This window comes from Polyangium jinanense (genome assembly GCF_028435365.1).
The window spans coordinates 14616-33581 of record NZ_JAGTJJ010000091.1 but is presented as its reverse complement, the minus strand read 5'-3'; the positions used below and the strand labels follow the sequence as shown (position 1 = coordinate 33581).

The 18966-nt window shown below is 66.1% G+C and carries 16 protein-coding genes; 8 read left to right on the top strand and 8 right to left on the bottom strand.

Annotated features, from left to right (window positions below; all coding sequences use genetic code 11):
* A partial coding sequence (locus tag KEG57_RS51635; protein WP_272459970.1) for a DNA primase family protein occupies positions 1–1390 on the bottom strand: 1390 nt, incomplete at its 3' end.
* Between KEG57_RS51635 and KEG57_RS51630 the strand changes: the two genes are divergently transcribed.
* On the top strand, positions 1379–1714 hold the full coding sequence (locus KEG57_RS51630) for a hypothetical protein (RefSeq protein WP_272459969.1): 336 nt from the start codon (positions 1379–1381) through the stop codon (positions 1712–1714). The genes KEG57_RS51635 and KEG57_RS51630 overlap by 12 nt on opposite strands.
* A 237-nt stretch (positions 1715–1951) precedes the next feature.
* On the opposite strand, the gene KEG57_RS51625 is transcribed toward KEG57_RS51630, so the two are convergent.
* On the bottom strand, positions 1952–2212 hold the full coding sequence (locus KEG57_RS51625; protein ID WP_272459968.1) for a hypothetical protein: 261 nt from the start codon (positions 2210–2212) through the stop codon (positions 1952–1954).
* 86 nt (positions 2213–2298) lie between these two features.
* Positions 2299–2604 (bottom strand): hypothetical protein, encoded by a 306-nt coding sequence (locus KEG57_RS51620; protein WP_272459967.1) that lies wholly within the window; start codon positions 2602–2604, stop codon positions 2299–2301.
* A 167-nt stretch (positions 2605–2771) separates the two neighbouring features.
* Between KEG57_RS51620 and KEG57_RS51615 the strand changes: the two genes are divergently transcribed.
* Positions 2772–3869 carry a hypothetical protein gene (locus KEG57_RS51615; RefSeq protein WP_272459966.1) on the top strand — a complete coding sequence of 366 codons (1098 nt, stop codon included), beginning with the start codon at positions 2772–2774 and terminating at the stop codon, positions 3867–3869.
* A 312-nt stretch (positions 3870–4181) separates the two neighbouring features.
* The gene (locus KEG57_RS51610) at positions 4182–4610 is read left to right on the top strand and encodes a hypothetical protein (protein ID WP_272459965.1); all 429 of its coding nucleotides are present in this window, start codon (positions 4182–4184) and stop codon (positions 4608–4610) included.
* 632 nt (positions 4611–5242) lie between these two features.
* Here the strand turns inward: KEG57_RS51610 and KEG57_RS51605 are convergent.
* Positions 5243–5371 carry a hypothetical protein gene (locus KEG57_RS51605; protein ID WP_272459964.1) on the bottom strand — a complete coding sequence of 43 codons (129 nt, stop codon included), beginning with the start codon at positions 5369–5371 and terminating at the stop codon, positions 5243–5245.
* A 422-nt stretch (positions 5372–5793) separates the two neighbouring features.
* Here KEG57_RS51605 and KEG57_RS51600 point away from each other — a divergent pair, with 422 nt between their 5' ends.
* The 5 genes from KEG57_RS51600 (at position 5794) to KEG57_RS51580 (ending at position 13054) form a co-directional block, all read left to right on the top strand.
* Positions 5794–7320 carry a tyrosine-type recombinase/integrase gene (locus KEG57_RS51600; protein ID WP_272459963.1) on the top strand — a complete coding sequence of 509 codons (1527 nt, stop codon included), beginning with the start codon at positions 5794–5796 and terminating at the stop codon, positions 7318–7320.
* Between the two features lie 38 nt (positions 7321–7358).
* Complete coding sequence (locus KEG57_RS51595; protein WP_272459962.1) at positions 7359–8636, top strand: hypothetical protein; 1278 nt, start codon at positions 7359–7361, stop codon at positions 8634–8636.
* Positions 8637–8779: 143 nt separating this feature from the next.
* Complete coding sequence (locus KEG57_RS51590) at positions 8780–9430, top strand: hypothetical protein (RefSeq protein ID WP_272459961.1); 651 nt, start codon at positions 8780–8782, stop codon at positions 9428–9430.
* Positions 9431–10119: 689 nt separating this feature from the next.
* Entirely contained in the window at positions 10120–12579 is a 2460-nt protein-coding gene (locus KEG57_RS51585) for an efflux RND transporter permease subunit (protein WP_272423746.1), read from the top strand.
* Between the two features lie 43 nt (positions 12580–12622).
* Positions 12623–13054 (top strand): hypothetical protein, encoded by a 432-nt coding sequence (locus KEG57_RS51580; RefSeq protein ID WP_272423748.1) that lies wholly within the window; start codon positions 12623–12625, stop codon positions 13052–13054.
* Between the two features lie 321 nt (positions 13055–13375).
* Here the strand turns inward: KEG57_RS51580 and KEG57_RS51575 are convergent, their stop codons facing one another.
* From KEG57_RS51575 to KEG57_RS51560, 4 genes are all read right to left on the bottom strand, one after another.
* Positions 13376–14980: a DUF1501 domain-containing protein gene (locus KEG57_RS51575; RefSeq protein ID WP_272423749.1), complete on the bottom strand. Its 1605-nt coding sequence runs from the start codon at positions 14978–14980 to the stop codon at positions 13376–13378.
* Between the two features lie 9 nt (positions 14981–14989).
* Positions 14990–16000, bottom strand: coding sequence for a hypothetical protein (locus KEG57_RS51570; RefSeq protein ID WP_272423750.1), 1011 nt, complete (start codon positions 15998–16000; stop codon positions 14990–14992).
* Between the two features lies 1 nt (position 16001).
* Entirely contained in the window at positions 16002–17774 is a 1773-nt protein-coding gene (locus KEG57_RS51565; RefSeq protein WP_272423751.1) for a hypothetical protein, read from the bottom strand.
* 73 nt (positions 17775–17847) lie between these two features.
* The gene (locus KEG57_RS51560) at positions 17848–18960 is read right to left on the bottom strand and encodes an EB domain-containing protein (RefSeq protein WP_272423752.1); all 1113 of its coding nucleotides are present in this window, start codon (positions 18958–18960) and stop codon (positions 17848–17850) included.
* Positions 18961–18966 lie beyond the last annotated feature (6 nt).

Genomic DNA, 18966 nt, shown 5'->3' with positions numbered 1-18966 from the left:
TACGCATCACCGTGACCGGGTACATGCGAGCCGTCCCGTTCGAGGCGGACCTCATGCCCGTGCGCCTGTAGAACTTTCTCGACGACATCGGCTGATACTGATTGCGCTTCCGCCAAGCGTCGAATTCGTCGAATAGCTGCGCCGCAGCCGTGCCCTTTTCGCCGTCCTTGGCCGGACGCGTACGCTCCTCGAGAAAGAGCGCGACGGGATCTGCATCGATGCGCCAGCGAGCGCGGCACTTGTCGGCGCTCGGGGGGACCTCGTAGCGCCCTCGCGCGAGCAGACGGCGCGCTCCCTCGATGGCCCACGACACGATGCCAGGCAACTCAGCCTCGATGATCCCCCGGTGAAAGTCTGGAATCGCCTCGTCCGGTTGAAAACGCCGGTTGAATTCGACGAGGACCACGCGATCCCAAAACCCATCGGTCATATCGTTGACGGGCGGCAATGTGTTCGCCGCGAAGATATGCCCCGCGGCAGGGTTCAAGGTGAACGGTCGGCACGTCGGGTGACGTGCAGCGATAGGGTCACCTGCGATGATCGCCTTAAATGCCTCACTCGACACCAGCTCCCGCTCTGGCAACTCTGCGACGACGTTTAGCCGCTTGCCCGCAAGGTTGGCCCGGTAATACTCATGGCCCCAAAGGTGCGGCGCGACGGTCGAGAGCGAGCGCGGCGGCATCATCGCCTCGATGATCCGAAGCAGCGTGCTTTTGCCGTTCTTTCCGCCTCCCAAGAGGAAGAGCGCGGTCCGAAACTGCGGCGCGAGGCCGAGCAGACAGGCGCCCATGAATTCTTGTAGAAATCGGATCTTCGCATCCCGATCCTCATCGTCCCGCCAAATGTCGGCCAGAAAGGCGAGCCATTTCGACGCGTGCGCCTCGGCCTGGTACGGGAAGGCGTAACCATGACGGGCGCGGTGCGCTGGATCGTGACGAACGAGGCGGCATTCGTTGACACCGACAATCACGAACCCATCGGAAAATGCAATGCCGCGGGGGGGATCGGGCCCATACGGTCGGCCGTCCGGATCGCGATTGACGAACCAGCCCGGACGGGCAACGCGATCCTGCGCGAGCTTGATCCCCCCGGTCACGTCGGACGCCCGAAGGCGCAGCGTTTCGTTTTTTCCGTATTCCGTGCCGTCGAGCCGCTGTAGCTCGCGGCTCGCTCGTTCGTGCGTCACAACTTCCCATGTGCCGCGCGTGGCCACATAGCAGTGGATCGTACCTTCATCGAATATCGGTTCGGGCCCCACGGGCATGAGCATTGCGAGCAGCGCTTTTGCCAGCTCCGCGTGGCTTCCGATCGTCAACTCAGGGGGCATCGTGCCGAGCTCGCCGCGCCCTTCTGCCGCTACGGCCTCGGCCTCGGCTTCGTGGGGTTCCAACGGTGGGGGGACGTCGAGCCGACGGCCGCGCCCGCGCCGCCCCCGGTCGGGCTTCTGCTGCGGTCTGCGCGCTCCGCGCCCGCGCGCTTCGTTTGGCTTGGGGTGCGCCTCGTTCGGGTGGCGCGTGGTGTCCTCGGCCTTCCCGCTCGGCGCGCTCACCTCCTCGCGCGTCTCGACCTCGCATGGCTCGCCGCGAGCCTCGGCCGTCCCGATCGCCGCGCCCGCCTCGGCCTCGCGCGGAAGCTCCCCAGCGTCGGCCGTCCGGACCTCGAGAGCATCGAGGGAATGCTCGTCCTCGCGCCGCCCATTGCATTCGAGCTCTGATTTTGCTAGCTTCATGTTCTCTCGACTATCCGCGGCCGTCCGGGTGTCCCCCCGGGGCGGCCGTTTTTCTTGGTACACAATCCCAGCGCGCACGATCGCCGCTCGCGCGAGCCATCGCAGCGCGCACCTTTCCGGCTCGCGCCGCCCTCCTTTCGACGCGTCCCCCCTGCATTGTGGTTGCGAGGCCGCGAGCGCCGCCCGGCATCGAGGCCGAGGACGCTCGCGCCTCGCGTTCGTTCAGGCGAGCGCCGCCGCGCCGCCCGGCATCGAGGCCGAGGACGCTGCGCCGGCCGCGCTCGCGGTGTCGTTTGCCGTGAGCCGATCCAGGACCGCGCCGAGCTCGTCACGGACCGTGGACACGTTCGCCCGCGCAGCGCGCAGCGCGTCGCGAGTCTTTCGGGACATGGGCTTGCCCTCGAGCGCCGCCCGCGCCGTCTCGGGGTGTAGGTCTGCGACGGCCGCGAGCAGATAGACGCGCCGCCGCGTGTCGGAGTCCAACGGAGTAGGCATAGCCAAAGCTTTTGCACAGGCTCGCGCCATTATCAAGCGCACGTTCCGCCAATTCGGCAACACGCAATCGAGCCTCAACGCAATGCAATCGCGGACCATCCCCGGGACGCATACCGCTCGATTGGCGAGGGGTACCGCGCGATTGCTCCGCCGAGGTCCGGCCGGGCGAGCGTCGGAATCTTGCCCCCCTTCACCGGGGGGCAAGCGGGCGCACCGAGGACGCGCCGCCCGGCGTCGCACGTCGAGACGCACCCCGCGATCCTCCTCGGCCTCGGCGCGAGGCGATCGGCGAGCCGCGCCGCGAGCTCGTGCACGTCGAGCCGGCGCTCGTCCTCGGCCCGCTGCGCCCATGGTCTGCGGTCCCTTGGCCCGGCGATCATCGAGGGCGGCGCGGAGCACGCTCGTCCTCGGCGAGCCGCGCCGCGAGCTCGTGCACGTCCACCGATCGCAAGCGCCCGGTCTCGGCCGCGAGGAGCTACGCCCGGCCGGACCTCGGCCCCCTCGCCGAAAACTTGGGGATCTCGAGGACGGACCGCACGATCCGCGCATGGCGACGGGGAAAGCGAGCACGAGGAAGCAGGGCAAGGGCGATGCGAGGCGCGAGGCCGCGAGCGCCGCCGCGAAGAAGAGCGCCGCCGCGAAGAAGAGCGCCGCCGCGAAGAAGAGCGCCGCCGCGAAGAAGAGCGCCGCTGCGAAGAAGAGCGCCGCCGCGAAGAAGACCACGAGGCCGAGTGCGAACCGAAAGCAGACGACCGAGCGCCGCAGGGATGCTGCGCCGGCCGAGGCGCCCGTCAAGACGAGCGGAGCCGCGCCACCGACTACGCCAGGCGAAGCTCACGTCGAACCGAGCGCGGAGCAAAGGGTTTGGGAAGCGGTTAAACGGTTGTGGGTATCCCCTGTAATGTGGAGAATTCCGTACCCCGATCGCGAATGCTATATCCAGTTCAGAGTGGCGGCAACACATCCGGAGCTGTTTTTTGGGGAAAGCGCGCGAAACAAGGCCATCGTTGACCTATACATCGCCATGCGCTGGTTCACCGGAGCGGCGTTGATATATCCATGGGCTCCGCTTGCCGAGCGACGACACTGCGCAGCAATCGAAATGCTCGACCGAATCTTCCGCTCGACACTTCTCGCGTATTTGCTAGGCGACATCGAATCGCTGAAAGATCTGGACAGATCCGCGTTGCGATGTGTAACGAAGAACGATGGGCGCGAAGTCGTGACGCCAGTATATCTTCATGCGGGCGATTATCGATCGCCCACGATCAGCAAAGACCGGCTTCGGGCAGGCATCCAGGAGCATCTATCGGCAATAGCGACCCATTGTACAGCGATGCAACAGAGAGACGCGGTAGCCCTGGCCGCGAAGGGTTTGGCCAGTCCAGTCCTATGCATATTGATGCGCGTCTTGGGTGACGATCTGACCGCGGTTGAGGACGACGGTGCTCATGCCAAGGTCATTGAGGATGCGATTCGTCATGTGTTGCGCGACGAGCGATTAGGCAATAGCTGGGGTGATCGAGGCATCGCGGAGAGGATTGTACGGCGGGCCGCGGTGGACCTCGGATATCCGAGAGAGAAGGCCGAGCAGATGTATCGATATTCCGAGAAGCGGGAGAAGAAGTCGCGGCGCCATCCATAGCCGAGCGCAGCCTGTACCGCCCGGGGGCCATTCCCGGCGCAGCCTGTACCGCCCGGGAGCCATTCCCGGCGCAGCCTGTACCGCCCGGGAGCCATTCCCGACGCAGCCTGTACCGCCCGGGAGCCATTCCCGGCGCAGCCTGTACCGCCCGGGAGCCATTCCCGGATCATTTGAAGCTCGCTCGAATCGGGGCCATAGCCATCCGCGGTTCATAACCCCAACAACCGTGTGCGGTGATGCGCGCACCGTCTGGATAGCTGCGCCTCGTGCGTAGCTTTGCAGCGCTGCGCCGTGATCCGTCGAAAGGAGACCATGAACCCGCAAGAGATCCCGCCCGACGTGCGCGAAGCCGCGTTGATCCTGCTTTCCTACTTCTTCCGCCTCGTCCGGAATGAGGCGGCAAAGCACACCAAAGGCGACGAGGGACCGCGCTACTACGACCGAAAAACCTTCCCCTGGGGCGAACGGTCCTTCGAGCGGCTCACGGGGCAAGGAAAGCTCCGGAGCTTCAAGGCGCCCGACGGGAAGACGATCCTCGTGCTCCGGGACGAGGCTCACGCGTTCATCGAGACGCAAGAGGGCGCGCGCCCGCGAGCGCCGCGCCCGCCTCCCACGGCGCGCACCGTGGCGCCCGTCGACGTGAACGCCTTATCACCGGAAGAAGAGCACGAGCTCGCCATGGGACGGGAGCCGAAGCAGGGCCCGACCACGGAACGGAGCCCGCGCCCGCGCCATCGCTGATTTCGCCGAGGCGCCTCGCGCGAGGTCCGGACCGTCGAGACATCGATCGGCCTCGTGCTCGCGCGTCCTCGGCCATCGTGCGCGCCCGTGGGGGGCGGGCGCGCTGGGATTGAAGGACTCGAAAGGAAGCGGCGAGGCGCACGCGAGCGCCGCCGCTGATATGCCATGACGAACCATACACGAGCGGCGCCTCGATGCGCGCCGCCCGAACGGACCGATCCGCCCTTCGCCCGTCGAGACATCGAGGCCGAGGACGGCCGCGAGCTCGCCGCGCTTCCGAACGGGCCACGCTGCGCGGAGCATCGCGCCGCCGCGAGCCGATCGAGCCGCACGGGCGAGCGTGCGCTCGCCGAGGACGAGCACCAGGCGTCCGCCGAGGACGAGCACCAGGCGGACCTCGAGAGCATGACCCCGCGCCGCCGCGCCGCCGCTGCGCCGGGCGGACATGCGCGCGCCGAGGCGCATCCGGACGAAGGGCGCGAGCGCGCCCCCCACCACGCGCGAGCCGATCGCCCGGACGAACCGAGCTCGAGAGCACCCCGACGCGGGCGCGCAGCGGGCGCGAGAAGATCGGCGAGGGGAGCGAAGCAGGGTTCGGGCGCTACCGCGACGCGGACGCGAGCACGAGGCGCCTACGCGCCGCCGCGAGCCGATCGAACGGGCGCACCGAGGCCGAACGTGAGCACGAGCCGGACCTCGAGAGCCCCCGCGAGCTCGCCGAGGTCCCCCCGCGCCGAGGCCGGCCGGCGCAGCTCTGCCACGTCCCCCCACGGGCGCGAGGACGGGCGCAGCGTGCTCGATGCGGCGCCGGGCCGCTCTCCCCTCGCCGATCCCGTCACGGGCGCCCCGCGCGCCGCCGCGAGCCGACCGAGCGGCCGAGGCGGACCCTTGACGCCAGCCGGGGGGTGTGGTCGGCTGGTAGGGCAGTACAAAAAGCGGGCCCCCATGCATGCAGCTAACATGCACGGGAGCCCTAGGCCGAACCCCGATATCAGCGAGGTCCGACTTATGGCCACCATAGCGCCGTGCTGGGTGAGATCCAGCGTTTTTCCATCCAACCGAAGCGCGGAGGTCCTGTAATATGGGCCGCCGTCGCACTGGGAATGTATTGCTTGAGGGCAATCGCTACGTTGCGCGCGTCCTTCTGGACGGCCGCTACGTGCGGATCCACCTCCCCCCGGGCATGTCCGAAGCTCGCGCCCGCGAAACCGCGAAGTTCTACACGGACAATCCGGACAAGGCGCGCGAGCGGATCGAGCAGCAAGCGCGCGAGCGGAGCAAGGGCGCGCCCATTCCAAAGGGAGAGACCTTCGCCGCATATTTCGAGCGGTGGATAAGGGATCGCGAGGAGCGAGGGTATACCAGCATCAAGAGCGACCGCTCGGCCTTTACGCTGCACGTCGTGCCGACCATCGGAGAGAAGCCAATCGCGACGATAACGCGCGAGGATTTGGAGAGACTGGTCCAAGTCCTCGACAAGAAGATCGTCCAAGGCGAGTATTCGTGGCGCAGCGCGAAAAAGCTATGGCTTGCGGTTCACAAGCTATTTCGGGACGCATCATCGGCGAAAAACCTCGCGCTGCGCGTCCGCAAGGACAACCCAGCGCAGGGCGTCGTGGGTCCTGACTTGGGCACACATCGATCGAAGGTGTACCTTTTCCCGGTCGAGTTCTTGCAGCTCGCATCGTGCGAAAAAGTGCCGCTCGATATGCGTCGCTTGGCGACGCTGGCGATCTACCTTTATTGCCGCATATCCGAGATCCTGCGGCTGCGCTGGACGGACATCAACCTGAGCGAGGGCGTGATCTACATCCGCCGCAGCTTCGATAACGCTCGAAAACAGGAGAAGGGGACGAAAACCAAGCGCCCGCGCGCCTTTCGCATCGAGCCGAACCTGCTGCCCTTGCTTCACGCGCTGTACGCCGAACGTGACGAAAGCGGCCGGGTGATTCCAGTCTATGGCGGCCACATGGCGCAGCGCTTCCGCGCGGCAATGCAGACGGCCGGACTCGATCGGCCGGACCTGTACATCGCGGATGACCTCCACAAGCGGATGACGTTCCACGACCTTCGCGCAACGGGGATTACGTGGATGGCCATGCGTGGGGATTCTACGCATGTCATCATGCAGCGCGCGGGACATCAGAACTTCAACTCGACGTTGATCTACATCCGCGAAGGTGAAGCGCTCCGGGGCAACGTCGGCGAGGTCTTCCCACCCCTGCCTGCCTGCCTGCTCGTCCCGGCCGGCGAGGGATCCGCGGGCGGCGGGAATCTGTCGGAAAACGATCGGGGAGGCACGACCCCGACGAGTCAAGTGTCGGTAAAATCAGGCGAAAGTGAACGCGGGGCGTATTGCTCTAGGTACTATTCAAGCAGCATAAGAACAGCCGTCTATTTCGCAGATCGTGGCTGTCGCGCTGCAAGCTCCTTCACATGGTCAATTTTGCCCACGTGCGGCATCTGTATTTCTCTGATTTCGGCCAGGGCGGACGAGGTAAGACCGCCGCGGGCGAGTCAGGCTCCAGCCGGCGTCGAGGCAAGGCCGCCAAAGATCAGAGCAGCGCAACTGGTTCCGGTCGGCTCCGAGGCAAGGGAGGCGTTCGAGAGAGTGAGGGTGCCTCACCTTTTATTTCCGCCATCTTCGATAAGGGATCGCCGCCCCTGGACCATAGCTTTAGCTACTGGTGCGCCCGGCGTATCGCAGTAGTCGAGAAGACACGTGCGGTGGTAATCAGCCGAGCGGACATGCAGCGACTCAATCAGAGTGAGTGTTTGCGGTATGAGGGTAGATGGAAGATTTACTGGTGGGGCGGGCGGCGGGACGAGGGTGTGATCCGCGAAATAGAGCGATTCCCTTCTCTCGTCGAGCTGCCGAACGTGATGGATGGCGTCGAGATTCTGACGGGGCAGGGGTATAAGGAGTCAAACCAGGCGCTCGATGCCGATTGGCTTAGCGAGTACCAAGAGCTACCCGCCCGAAAGTTCCAACGTTACGGGAGGATCACAGAATCCGACTTGGTTTCAGTGCCTCCTCGGGTTGAGCGCCGCGGTGTCCGCGAGATATACGAGGGCGCCCGGCTCCTCCTGAGTCAAGGCGTAAGGGTAATCGATAGCATTGTTGCACGGCTTGAGACGAGTCCGTTCTGCTTTCGCAGTTCGATCAACGGAGTCAGGCTTGACGGGCTCGCACAGTGGCAGCAGAGCGTCATTCTGGGAATATTTTGGTCCTCCCTTGCCAAATACTACTTCTGGCTGACGGCTGGCTCCTGGGGCACATGGCATGATCAGCTTCACCTCCATATCGCCGAGCGGATGCCGATCGCGTTCCCCAAACATACCAAGCTCCGTGAGCGCATTGTTCAAGAGGTCGAAAAACTCCGTGCTACCACATTAGCACACGGTGATGCTCGCCTTGCGAAGATGGAGGATTCGCTAGATGAAGCAATTTTTGACCTTTATGAACTTGACGAGGCTGAGCGAGATCTTGTCCGCGATATGTGCAATGTAGGGCTAGATTTTTTTCAGAACCGCAGCGAGAGTGCGGCTGTGGCGCCAGCCACGTTGCCGAGCGTTTCGTGTGGTCTAATGAGCGATTTGCCACGTGAGCGCGTTGACGGCCTCACGGGTTATCTCCAGGTGTTTCTTCGGCACTGGAACGCCGATCTTGCCCCTGACGGGGAGCTTGCATGGGAGATCATCCCGGGCCCGGGAAGCGCGCCGGTGCTAGCAGCGCTCTTCTTCACGGTTCCGGCAGGTGAACGCCCCATTCTCGTTAATCGCGACGCCGCTTGGGCCGACGTCCTTGATCGCATCGGTCGTGCGTCCTTGGTCCCAGCCGAGGCTCGACACACGATTTATGTCGATACGTTCGTTCGTGCTGTCAGCGAACACGAAATACTGATCATTAAAAGGAATGAAACGCGGTTCTGGACGCGGAGCGCGGCCCTGGCTGACGCAGACGCTAGTGTTGCACAGGCGATGAGCATAGCGGAGGCGATGAGCATAGTGGAGCAAAAGATATGAGTGCGTCGCCCCGCCCTAAATTGGCCAGCCCAAAGCTTTGGGAACGGCGCCGCGCCCATTATCTTGGCGTATTCAAGCGTGCTCTTATACTATTGCGCGAACACCCCTCCCTCCCTGAAGACGAACCTAATCTCAACCGAGCGTTGAGGATCGCCGTCGTCACGGCTCGTCGCGAACTCGATCCGAAGGGACTCTTCGGCATCCCTGTATTCGAGGCGGAAAACCTCCCGGATCCGGACTCGTCAACGGCTCAGCCGTACGAGCGTAAACGACCGGACGCTCAGTGGGTTCATGATGATCCGACGGCCGCCGACGATCGCCACCGCGAGAAGAGCTTCGTGGTTGAGTGCAAGCGGTTGGGTTTTACCACGAGCGCGGGATGGAATTTGAACGAGCAGTACGTCGTTGGCGGGGTCGAGCGATTTAGGTCGCCCGATCATAGGTATGGCGTCCACTTGGCCGACGGGGCGATGATTGGTTATGTGCAGAGCATGGGGCTCCCCGCGGCGCATGCGGAGGTCTGCCAGCACCTATTCATCGCCGGAGGACTTCCTCCGCTCATGCTTTCCGTGGACGGCTGGCAGCAGAAGGGAATCAGCGAACTCTATCAGGGTTTCCAGCGGAATTTCCCCGTGAGTCCGTTTCGCCTAACACATCTTTGGCTTGATATCCAGGACATCCCGAAGACACCAGCGGCACCGCTGGTGTCGCCGTCGGTAGCCAAGGCGCCATCGCGGCGGTCATCGGTGGCCAAGAAAGCGTCTTCCCGATCCACCAAGAAGCGAACGGCATGAACGAGGGGGGAACGGGAGCCGATCCCTTCGGTGATGACCGGCTCCCACGTTTTTCCAGGCTACCTCCCCCGCCTCGGGTGAGGGGGGCCCCGCCTGGTGGCGCGAAGTAGCTTGCCAACCGCGTTGTGAGCTGCCCGCGCCGCAGCCGTGGCATGGTTTTCCGGTATGATCCCAAAGAGTCTTGCCACCGCGTCATGGGCGACCGTCGCAGCCTCCACGTCCCCTGCCGCTGCTGCTGTGACCTCGCCTTGGACGAGCACCGCCAGCAGTGCCGTCCGTGCGTCGGCTCCTGAGATGCTCCAAAGGGCGGCCACGGGGTCCGAAGTGGCACCAACGCGCGCCAACGGTGCCGATCCGTCGTCAGCAGGACGCGGATCCAGCGGGTTACGCCGGGTCAGGGGTGCTAGAACTGTTCTCGGGGGGTGAATCGTCCGGGCTTTGCCCGGACGAGAGGGGGGACGCGAGGCGTCCCCCTCGGGACAAAAGAGCTAGAACATCGAGCAGTTCAACGAACTGCTCGATGTTCTAGGGCTCTTGCGGTTTGGGGGTGAGGATCCGCCAAGTTTGCACTATACCGGCGCTCTCACGATTCCCTTGCTCCCCCGAGGTTTGCCCTGAGCGCCGCCCCTTCCGCCCCGCCGCCGCCCGGCCGTTCGTCGCCCGAGCGCCTGTTCGACCGACTCGGCCGCGTGCAGTTCGAACGACCGCTGCTGCCGCTCCTCGTCGCGGCGGTGCTCACGATCGTATCCGTGGTCCTCGCCCTGCGATTGACCATCCAGACCGGCTTCGAATCGCTCCTGCCCTCCTCCCGGCCGAGCGTGCAGGAGCTCAACCGGGTCGCCGCGCGCACGGCCGGCGTCTCCACGCTCTTCATCGTCCTCGAAGGCGGCCCGGACACGCCCACGTCAGCGCTCCGGCAGGCAGGCGACGCGCTCGTGCCCGCACTCGCAGCCGTGGGCCCGCCCTGGGTCGGCAGCGTCGAGGACGGCGTGCACGAGGCGCGCGCCTTCCTCTCGCCCCGCGCCGGGCTCTACGCCGACACCAAGGACCTCGAAGGCCTGCGCGACGACATCGAGGCCCGGTACGCCTACGAGGTCAACAAGGCGACCGGCACCTTGCTCGACGAGAGCGAAGAGCCCCCGGCCCTCGACGCGGAGAGCATCAAGAAGCGTTTCAAGCTCGGCACGGAGGCCACGCCGGATCGGTTCCCCGACGGCTACTACCAGTCGAAGGACGGCAAGACGCTCGTCGTCGCGGTCCGCTCCAAGGTCATCGGCAGCGATTTCGCGCGGGGTAGCGAGGCGTTGCGCCGCATCCGCGAGGCCGTCGATCGGGTGAACCCCGCCTCGTTCCACCCCGAGATCCGCTACGGCTTCGGCGGCGATCTCCAGACGGGCATCTCCGAGTTCGCCGCGATCAACGCGGACCTCACCGAGGTCGGTCTCTTCGGGGCCGCGCTGCTCGCGGGCGTCGTGTTTCTCTATTACCTTCGGATCCGCACGCTCTTCGCCATGCTGATCACCATCGGCATCGGCGTCGCGTGGACCTTCGGCGTCACCGAGCTCCTGATTGGCCATTTGAACATGGCCACGGGCTTTCTCTTCACGATCGTCGCGGGCAACGGCATCAATTTCAGCATCATCTACATGGCGAGGTACCTCGAAGCGCGCAGGGACAAGGTCCCGCTCGCCGAGGCGCTCGACCTCGCGCGTCGGGAAACCTGGCGGCCCACGCTCACCGCGGCCGCCGCGGCCGGCGCGGCGTACGGCTCGCTCATCGCCACCGAGTTCCGGGGCTTCCGCGATTTCGGCGTCATCGGCGGCGTCGGTATGCTCCTCTGCTGGATCGCGACCTACCTCGCGTTGCCGAGCATCCTCACGCTCATGGAGCGGCTCCTCCCGCTCGATCGCGAGGCCAAAGGCATCTGGGGCCGCATTCAGCGCGCCACGCAGGGCGGCATCGCATTCGGCCGTCCGTTCGCAGCCTTCGCCCAGCGCGCCCCCCGCCTGCTCACGGTCCTCGGCGTCGCCGTGGCCCTGGCCGGCGCCATCGCGGCCGTCTTCTACGTGAAGAGCGACCCGATGGAGTACGACCTGCGCAACCTGCGCACCGACGCGAGCCGGCGGGCCGAGGAGATCCGCCTGAGCCAGCTCGGCGAGCAGATCACGGGGTACGTCGGGACGGACGGCATGGCAATCCTCGTGGATCGCCCCGAGCAAGTCGAACCTTTGCGCGCGGCGCTCAACGCGAAGCGCGACGCCGCCCCTCCGGGGGAAAAACCCTTCGAAAAGGTCCACGCGCTCCAGGACTTCGTGCCCGCGGCGCAGGCCGAGAAGATCCCGATCCTCGAAGAGATCAAGCAAAAGGTCCTCAAAGCGCGGCGCCGCGGCGTCATCTCGGATGACGATTGGAAGACGATCGGAGAGGTCCTGCCCCCGGACGACCTGAAACCGTTCGGCATCGAGGACCTGCCTGCCGGTCTGGCGCGGGCATTCACCGAGACCGACGGCACGCGCGGCCGTATCGTCTACATCAGCCCGACCGCGGGCGCGACCGTGGACGACGCCCATTACCTCTTCCGCTGGGCAAATTCGTATCGACGCACGGTCCTGCCAGACGGCAGCGTGATCCTCGGCTCAGGCCGCGCAGTCATTTACGCCGACATGTGGACCGCGGTGATCGACGACGTCCCGCCCGCAGTGCTCCTCTCGCTCTTCGGTACGATCCTGGCAGTGCTGATCGCATTCCGCCGCGGCAAGCCCTCGATGTACGTGATCGCCACCTTGCTCGTCGGCATCGGATGGATGGCACTCGCGCTCGTCGTGATGAAGGTGAAGCTGAACTTCCTGAACTTCATCGCATTGCCGCTGACCTTCGGCATCGGCGTCGATTACGCGGTGAACATCGTGCAGCGGTACACCCGCGAGGGCACGGGCGGCGCGATCGCCGCGGTGCGCGAGACAGGCGGCGCGGTGGTGCTCTGCAGCCTGACCACCGCGCTCGGCTACATGGCGCTCGTACGATCGGATAATTTCGCCGTGCGCAGCATGGGCGTCGCCGCAGTCATCGGCGAGGTCACCTGCCTCTTCGCCGCCGTGATCGTCCTGCCCGCAGCGCTCGTGTGGATGGATCACCGGAAACGAGCGTAACAGCGCACTTCCCTTCGGGGCCGGCTCGTTTTATCGTGGCGCCGTGGCAAAATCCGAGGATCGAGGTGGGGGCGCATCGGAGGGCAGCGGATCAGGGCTGCGCTCCGCAGCGAGCCTCCTGTTCACAGTAGCGCTGCTCGCAGCAACGGGCGCGGCACTTTACAACGTGTATGGCGTGAGCGTGGAGGTCGAGGCACTCGCCTCGGAAGCCGCGTGCCAGGGCCAAGCCCAGCCATGCAAGGCCCAATTCACGTTCTGGGAGCGCTCGCCGATCGCGCACACATTCACGATGCAGACGCCAAGCGGCGCGCACCCCGTGACGTGCCAGCGCGCATACATCCTGTTCGGCGCCTATACCTGCAAGAGCAAGGACGGCACAGCAACCGCGGAGCCAAGCCCGTCCGCATCGGCGTCGGCCGCGACCTCGGCGAAGGCGCCGGCCAAGGCGGTGCCTGCGAAGGCGAAGGCGCCGTGAGCGTAGCGTAGCGCCGGGGTTTCACCCCGGACCCGACCCGGGGCTATCCGCCCCTGGACCCGGACCAGCGCAAGCGCTGGACTCGGGGTCGATGAACTGCGCGATGCGCAGTTCATCGAACGAGCCGGGTCAAGACCGGCGACGACCCTGCCAACCAAGACAGCGACGCTGACGGTTCAACCGGCAACGCGGTCCCACCGGCCTGTGGGAAGAACTGCGCATCGCGCAGTTCTTCCCCCTGAGGTCCAGGGCTTGCCCTGGTTCGGGTCGAGGGGCGAATAGCCCCCGCGGGGCCCGGGGCAGCGCCCCGGCGAGGCGGCCTCAAACGAGAAGCGCGCCCTCGAATTCGCCGTAGCCGCCGGGGATGAAGAAATCCTTGCCTGGTTCGAGGCCGAAGGCGCGGATCACGGTGGCTGCGATGTCCTGCGATGTTGGTGGCCGCGTCGCCTTGTCGCCGCCCTCCTCGATGATGTTGACGGGGGCGCCGAGGGGCGAGCCTTGCGCTGTTTCGTCGTATCCGCCGAGCATCTGGTTTCCCTTCACGCTCCCGCCGACCAGGATGCCGCAGGTGGCTGGGTGATGGTCGGTCCCGTCCTGCGGGCTCCGTGCGAATGTGCGCCCGAAATCGCTGTAGATGTAGACCAGCGTCTCGTCGAGCAGCGAGCCTTGCCCCGAGGATGCGGGCGTGAGTTGCATCTCGATGAGCACCTGGGCGATGGCTTCGAGTGCGATACGCAGGTGGCTCGTCTGCGCGCGCGCGCCGCCCGAATAATGCACGTCGAACCCGGTATTCCCGATGCTCGACGCGCGCAGCGTCACGCTGGTCACGAGGTTCGACTTGAGCAGGCGCAATGCGAAGTCGAACGAGCCTCCCGAGAGCACGTTCCCGCAGACGTCGGCGGGTCCGATGCACGCGGTCTGGAAGGGCCCGCCCGCATAAAGCGGGTCGGCTGCCAGGAATTCGAACCCCTTCGTTTGATCGAGCACGGTGAGCACGTCGCGCGCCACGGTCTTGCTGACGCCCGCGTACGTGTCGTGGATCTGCCGATAGAGATCGTCCGTCCCCTTCGTCGAAATGCCCTTTCGCTCGCGGATTGCTTCGAGCACCGCGCGATCCGTGATTGTGAGCGGCAGCGTCTCGCCGGTGGGTGTGCCGTCGAATGCCATTCCCTCGACGTCCGTTCGCGTGCGCAGCCCGTCCCATGCGCTGTTGCGACGATCCGAGATTGTGGACTCGACGAGCGAGAGGCTCGTGAGTGAATATGGCGTGGCGAGCGCGGGCAGGTCGTACGCGGCCGGCAACGTGCCGCCGAGCGTCGCGTTTGGAACGGGTCTGTCCGGGAAATGCGCCGCCATGTAGTTCGCGATCACGGCCTGCACGCTTGGCGCGCGGAACGATGAGCCCGCGACGCCGCACATGCTCGCGACGATCCCGCTCCCGTGGGATGCCGTGCCCTGATCGGCGCCGACGAGCACGCAGGTGCGGTCATAGAGCTTGTACTTCGGATTGACCCACGAATAGCCCCACGGACGATAGTTCTGCGTGCCGCCGGAGAGCGGATTCGAGCCTGTCGTGTCGGCGGGATTCGCGTCGTTCCACCCGACGGGGCCGCGCAGCTTGCGGGTCGGGTTCGTGGAGCCGAGGTCCGCGGCCGTCCCGTCGAAGTTCCGCACCTGCTCCTTGGAATACCCGAACGGGTGCATGCCGCCGTCGGGCGGCTGGATGAACTTGTCGATGCCGGCGCCCGTGAGCGGGGTGAAGAAATGCTCCCAGTTGCATCCGCCGTCGAGCCAGATGCAAAGGAGCTTCGTGGGGCCGTTCGGTGGCGGCGCGGCGGACGCGCTGCGCACGGCGAAGCGGCCGAGGAGCGCGAGCTGGGAGGCCCCGAGGGCGGCGAGAAGGAGTTTTCTGCGGCTCGTTTTCATCGGGGCCTCTCAGTAGAAGATCCAGTCGGGGTGGCGAATGAAATAGGAGCACGTGCCCACGTAGGCGTTGCGCGCGTCCTTCTCCATTTCGAGGGGGACGAACACCGTGGAGAACACGCGGTCGACGTCCGCGTCGGTCGCGTCCACGGCGTGGAAATGCAGGTACCAGGCGCGAATGACCGACTTCACGCTCGCCGCGTCGGCGCTGCCCGTTTGGACCGAAGCTCCGGCGGGCAGGAGCGCCGTATTGCCCGACTTGTCGAGCGCGAGCCCGCACCAGCGTTGCGCGAGCTGCGTGATCATGCCGAGGAAGCTCGGGGAAACCGTGCCGTCGGCCTTCATCTGGTTCGGCGCCGAGCCGCCCCCGAGCGCGGCGAAACGCTCGACGGGCAAGTTTTCATAAGGCGCCGGGATCGAGTCCGGAGACGTGAACGGATACAAGTCGTCGTTCTGGCTCGTCTTGTGCGGGATGTCGAAGGCCGACGCGGCAATGTAAAAATCGTCGTCCGACAGGCCGAGCTGCTGGTAGAGGGCGCGCCCGACGTCTTCCGCGGAGAGCCGGGTGATGCGGCGGGCCTCGATGGACGGGAGCGGATCGGCGGTCCGGGATTCGAGGTTCGTCACCCATTCGCGGATCTGGGCCATGGTCATCTTCGTGGATCCGCTCGCCGCGATCTCGGCGAACGGCGGCCCCGCGATGGGCATTTGCTTGAACGCGCCCGTCCCCTTCCCTTCGAGGAGGCGAATGAGCTCGCTTCCGTCGGGTTTGCCCGGGACGACCACCGCCGGGTTGTAGACGACGAGGGATTCGAACGCCTCGATCGACGCGAAATACCCGCGCGCCCCCGTGATGTGGCATCCCTGGCAGGACGGGGCGAGCGCGTCGAATACGGCCTGGTTTCGCGCCCGCTCCTCGGGCGTCGGTCCGCCGCAGGTGTTGCCCTCGTCGCCGTCGCAGCTCGCGGCCCCGAGGGCGACGACGAAGGGGGCGACGATCTTGAAAAGGATTCGTTTTCGCATGTCAGTGCCCCCTGCGGAATGACGTGGATTGCGTGAGGGACTTGATGAAGGGCCGCACGAGCCGACCGTTCGCGATGAACGAGGCCGTGAGCGTCTCGAGGTAGCCGTTCTCCGCCGCCGGATCGATGTCGCGCCCGAGGATACGCTCGTGCACGCGCCGCACCACGCACCGATCGAAGGATCCTGCGGCCACGATGAGCTTGGCGAACCCGAGTGGCCCCACGGTCCCGTCGCTGGTCTGCCCGAGCAGGGTGAACTCCGGCGGCAGGAAATCGAGGAACAGCACGTAAGGATTGGCGTTCGCCTCCTCCTCGGTGGCGGGCGTGAGCAACGAGCCCGGCAGGTACCACTTGTTCCATTGCGCGAACGGCTCTTCGGCGAACGGCCATACGCCCGTGCGCCACGCGGGATCCCATTGCCAGTTGCCCACGCCGGGCATGTAGTACAACGCGCCCCAACCCTCGAACGCGTGGCGGGCCTTCGCGTACCGCTTGAAATGCGCCGCCGCGGTGTCGATCCGGGCGTGGCAATGCTGGCAAGGCCCTTCGCGGCCGGGATCCGTCTCGTACACGTTGAACGGGATCTCCCCGCCCGGCGGCAAGAGCTGCTCGCAAGCGAGGGTCTCGAGCGCGCGCGCCGCGCGCAGGCGCTCACGCGGATACGTATCGAGGAAGCCGAGCGAGGTGAGCATGCCGGCCGAGGGAAACCCCTTCGAGGTGCCCGGATCCTTGCGCGGATCGAACGTGTAGTCGCGCTCCTTCAGGAAAAACGCGTTTCGCGCGGAGATCGAATACTCGCGCCACGCCTTCGGATCATTCGCCTCGTGGAGCGGATCCACGGCCGCGCCGCCGAAACTCGCCGGGTTCCACCAGCTTTCGTCGGTGAGCACGTCGAGCCCGCCGCCGGCGAGGGATTGATTGATGTGGGCCGCCTGGACCTCGGTCGGGCCGACGGAATAATCCGAGAGGATGAGGTCGGTCGCGGGCCGATCGTGCCAGACGATGTGCGCGAACAGGCGCGCCGGCTCCTCGGCGAGCAGGCGCCGCTGGCCGTCCGGGTTTGCCGGGAGATACGCGCCCCAGCCGGGATAGGTGCCGGGGTCGTGCCAGCAGCTCACGGCATTCTTGCCGCATCCGCACGTGCCCTCGGCCCGCTGATTGCATTCGATGTCGACCGGCGAGCCGTTCGGTTTGATCTGGCCGATGTTCGTGGTGTTCGCCGCGCTCCCGACGAGCGTCACCGTCGTCCCCGGCGCCCACCAGGCCTCGACCGTGGTCTTCGCGCCGCCGGCGGCGCACGCCACGTCCTCGGGGACTTCGTCGCGGAAATAACGAAGCGCGCCCTCGTTCGCCGTGCCCGGCTTGCACGCCGTCAGCACGCGCTGCTGCTTGGCGCCATACTCGGGGGCATCGGCCGTGCGCGGGATCAGCGGGATGTTGAACCACTTGCGCGCGTGCTCGAAGGTGATGTCGTAAAACCGCGGGTCTTCGAGGGCCTCGTCAATGAAATCGTCGACATAGGCGAACTGCGCCTCGGGCGTCGCCCGTGTGAGCAGCTCTTGCATTCGCTCGACGGTCGGGGGCACGCCGAGCAGCGCGATGCTGGCGCGCCGCATCAAACGGAGCGGTGTGAGCTCGTCCTCGGGCTCCTCGCGCACGGGCGTGACGCCGTCGCCCGGATCGACCGCGCAATCGGCGTTCGACGAGGAGGAAGCCGGATCCCCCTGGGAGCATGCGACGAGCGCGACCCCGAAAAGGAATGTGTACCTTCGCATGTTGCAGCGCAGCATACGGGCGGCGCGGACATCGGGACAAGAAAACCGCCTCGATCCCCGCAGGGGCGCTCACTCACTCGCCTGGAAGGAATCGTGGCGCGCGCAGCAAGCTGCTCGTCGTCTCGCCGGTCTCGTTCGCAACCCGGGTGGTCATGTAGTACAGGCATGACGTATCGACCGTGAGCTGGTTGATGGCATCCGGCGACGTGAAGAGCTCCACCACCTCGCCCCCGGTCTTGGGGACACGGTTCATGCTCCGCGCCTTGCCCCTGGCCCAGTACAGGTAGTCCCCGTCCTGCGCCATTCCGGCCGCGAGATCGCTGTTGGAGACGAATGTCCACTCCGTGAGGGTCTTCGCCTCACTCCCGTCCTTCCGGGTGCGCACCAGGCGGACGGGGCTCGCGTTCGTTGTAATCCAGAAGAGGAACATCGAATCGACGACGAAATGCGTGGTGGCGGCGCCCTCGACGAAGAGGAGCGCGCCGCCCTCCTTCGGCGTCGCGTGAAAGCCCGACATCGACCAGAGCCCGCTGGCCGACCAGTACAGCTTGCTCTCGTCCGCGATCATGCGCGGCACCATGTCCGGCGTGAGCTCCTCGTCCTTGGCCAGGGTCTCGGGCGTGCCGCCGGACTTCGAGACCCGCCGCACGGCCTGACCCACCGGCGTGATCCAGTATGCGAACGACGCGTCCACCGCGATCGACATTGAGCCCACCTGGTTATCCGCGACGAGGCTCGCCCCGCTCCCGTCCTTCGAGGCGCGCATGACCCGATCGCCGTCCAGGAAATAAAGCGAATTCGCGTCCGCGACGAGGGACTCGGTCCAGCTCGCCGCCGGGACCACCGTCTCGATCGCCCCACCGGCCTTGGGCACGCGCAGCACAGCGCCGTCGGTGCCGTAATGGGTGAAATACACGTGGTCGCCGTCGGCGAGCAGGCCGGAGAGCCGTTCCTTCCCGCTGACGAGGACCACCGGCGCCTCGCCTGCCGTGCAGTGCGGGGCCTCGCACACGCCCGCGTTGCATTGCCCGCCGCCGCAACACGCCGCCGACGTGCGGCACGTTTCGCCCACGGCCGCGCAGACCTCCTCGCTCCTGCGGCTCTCCGGCAGGTCCGTCCGCGCCCCGCAACCCGCCCCGACAACCCCCATGGCGAGTACCGCCGCCGCCACCTTCCCGTTCATCATGAAAGC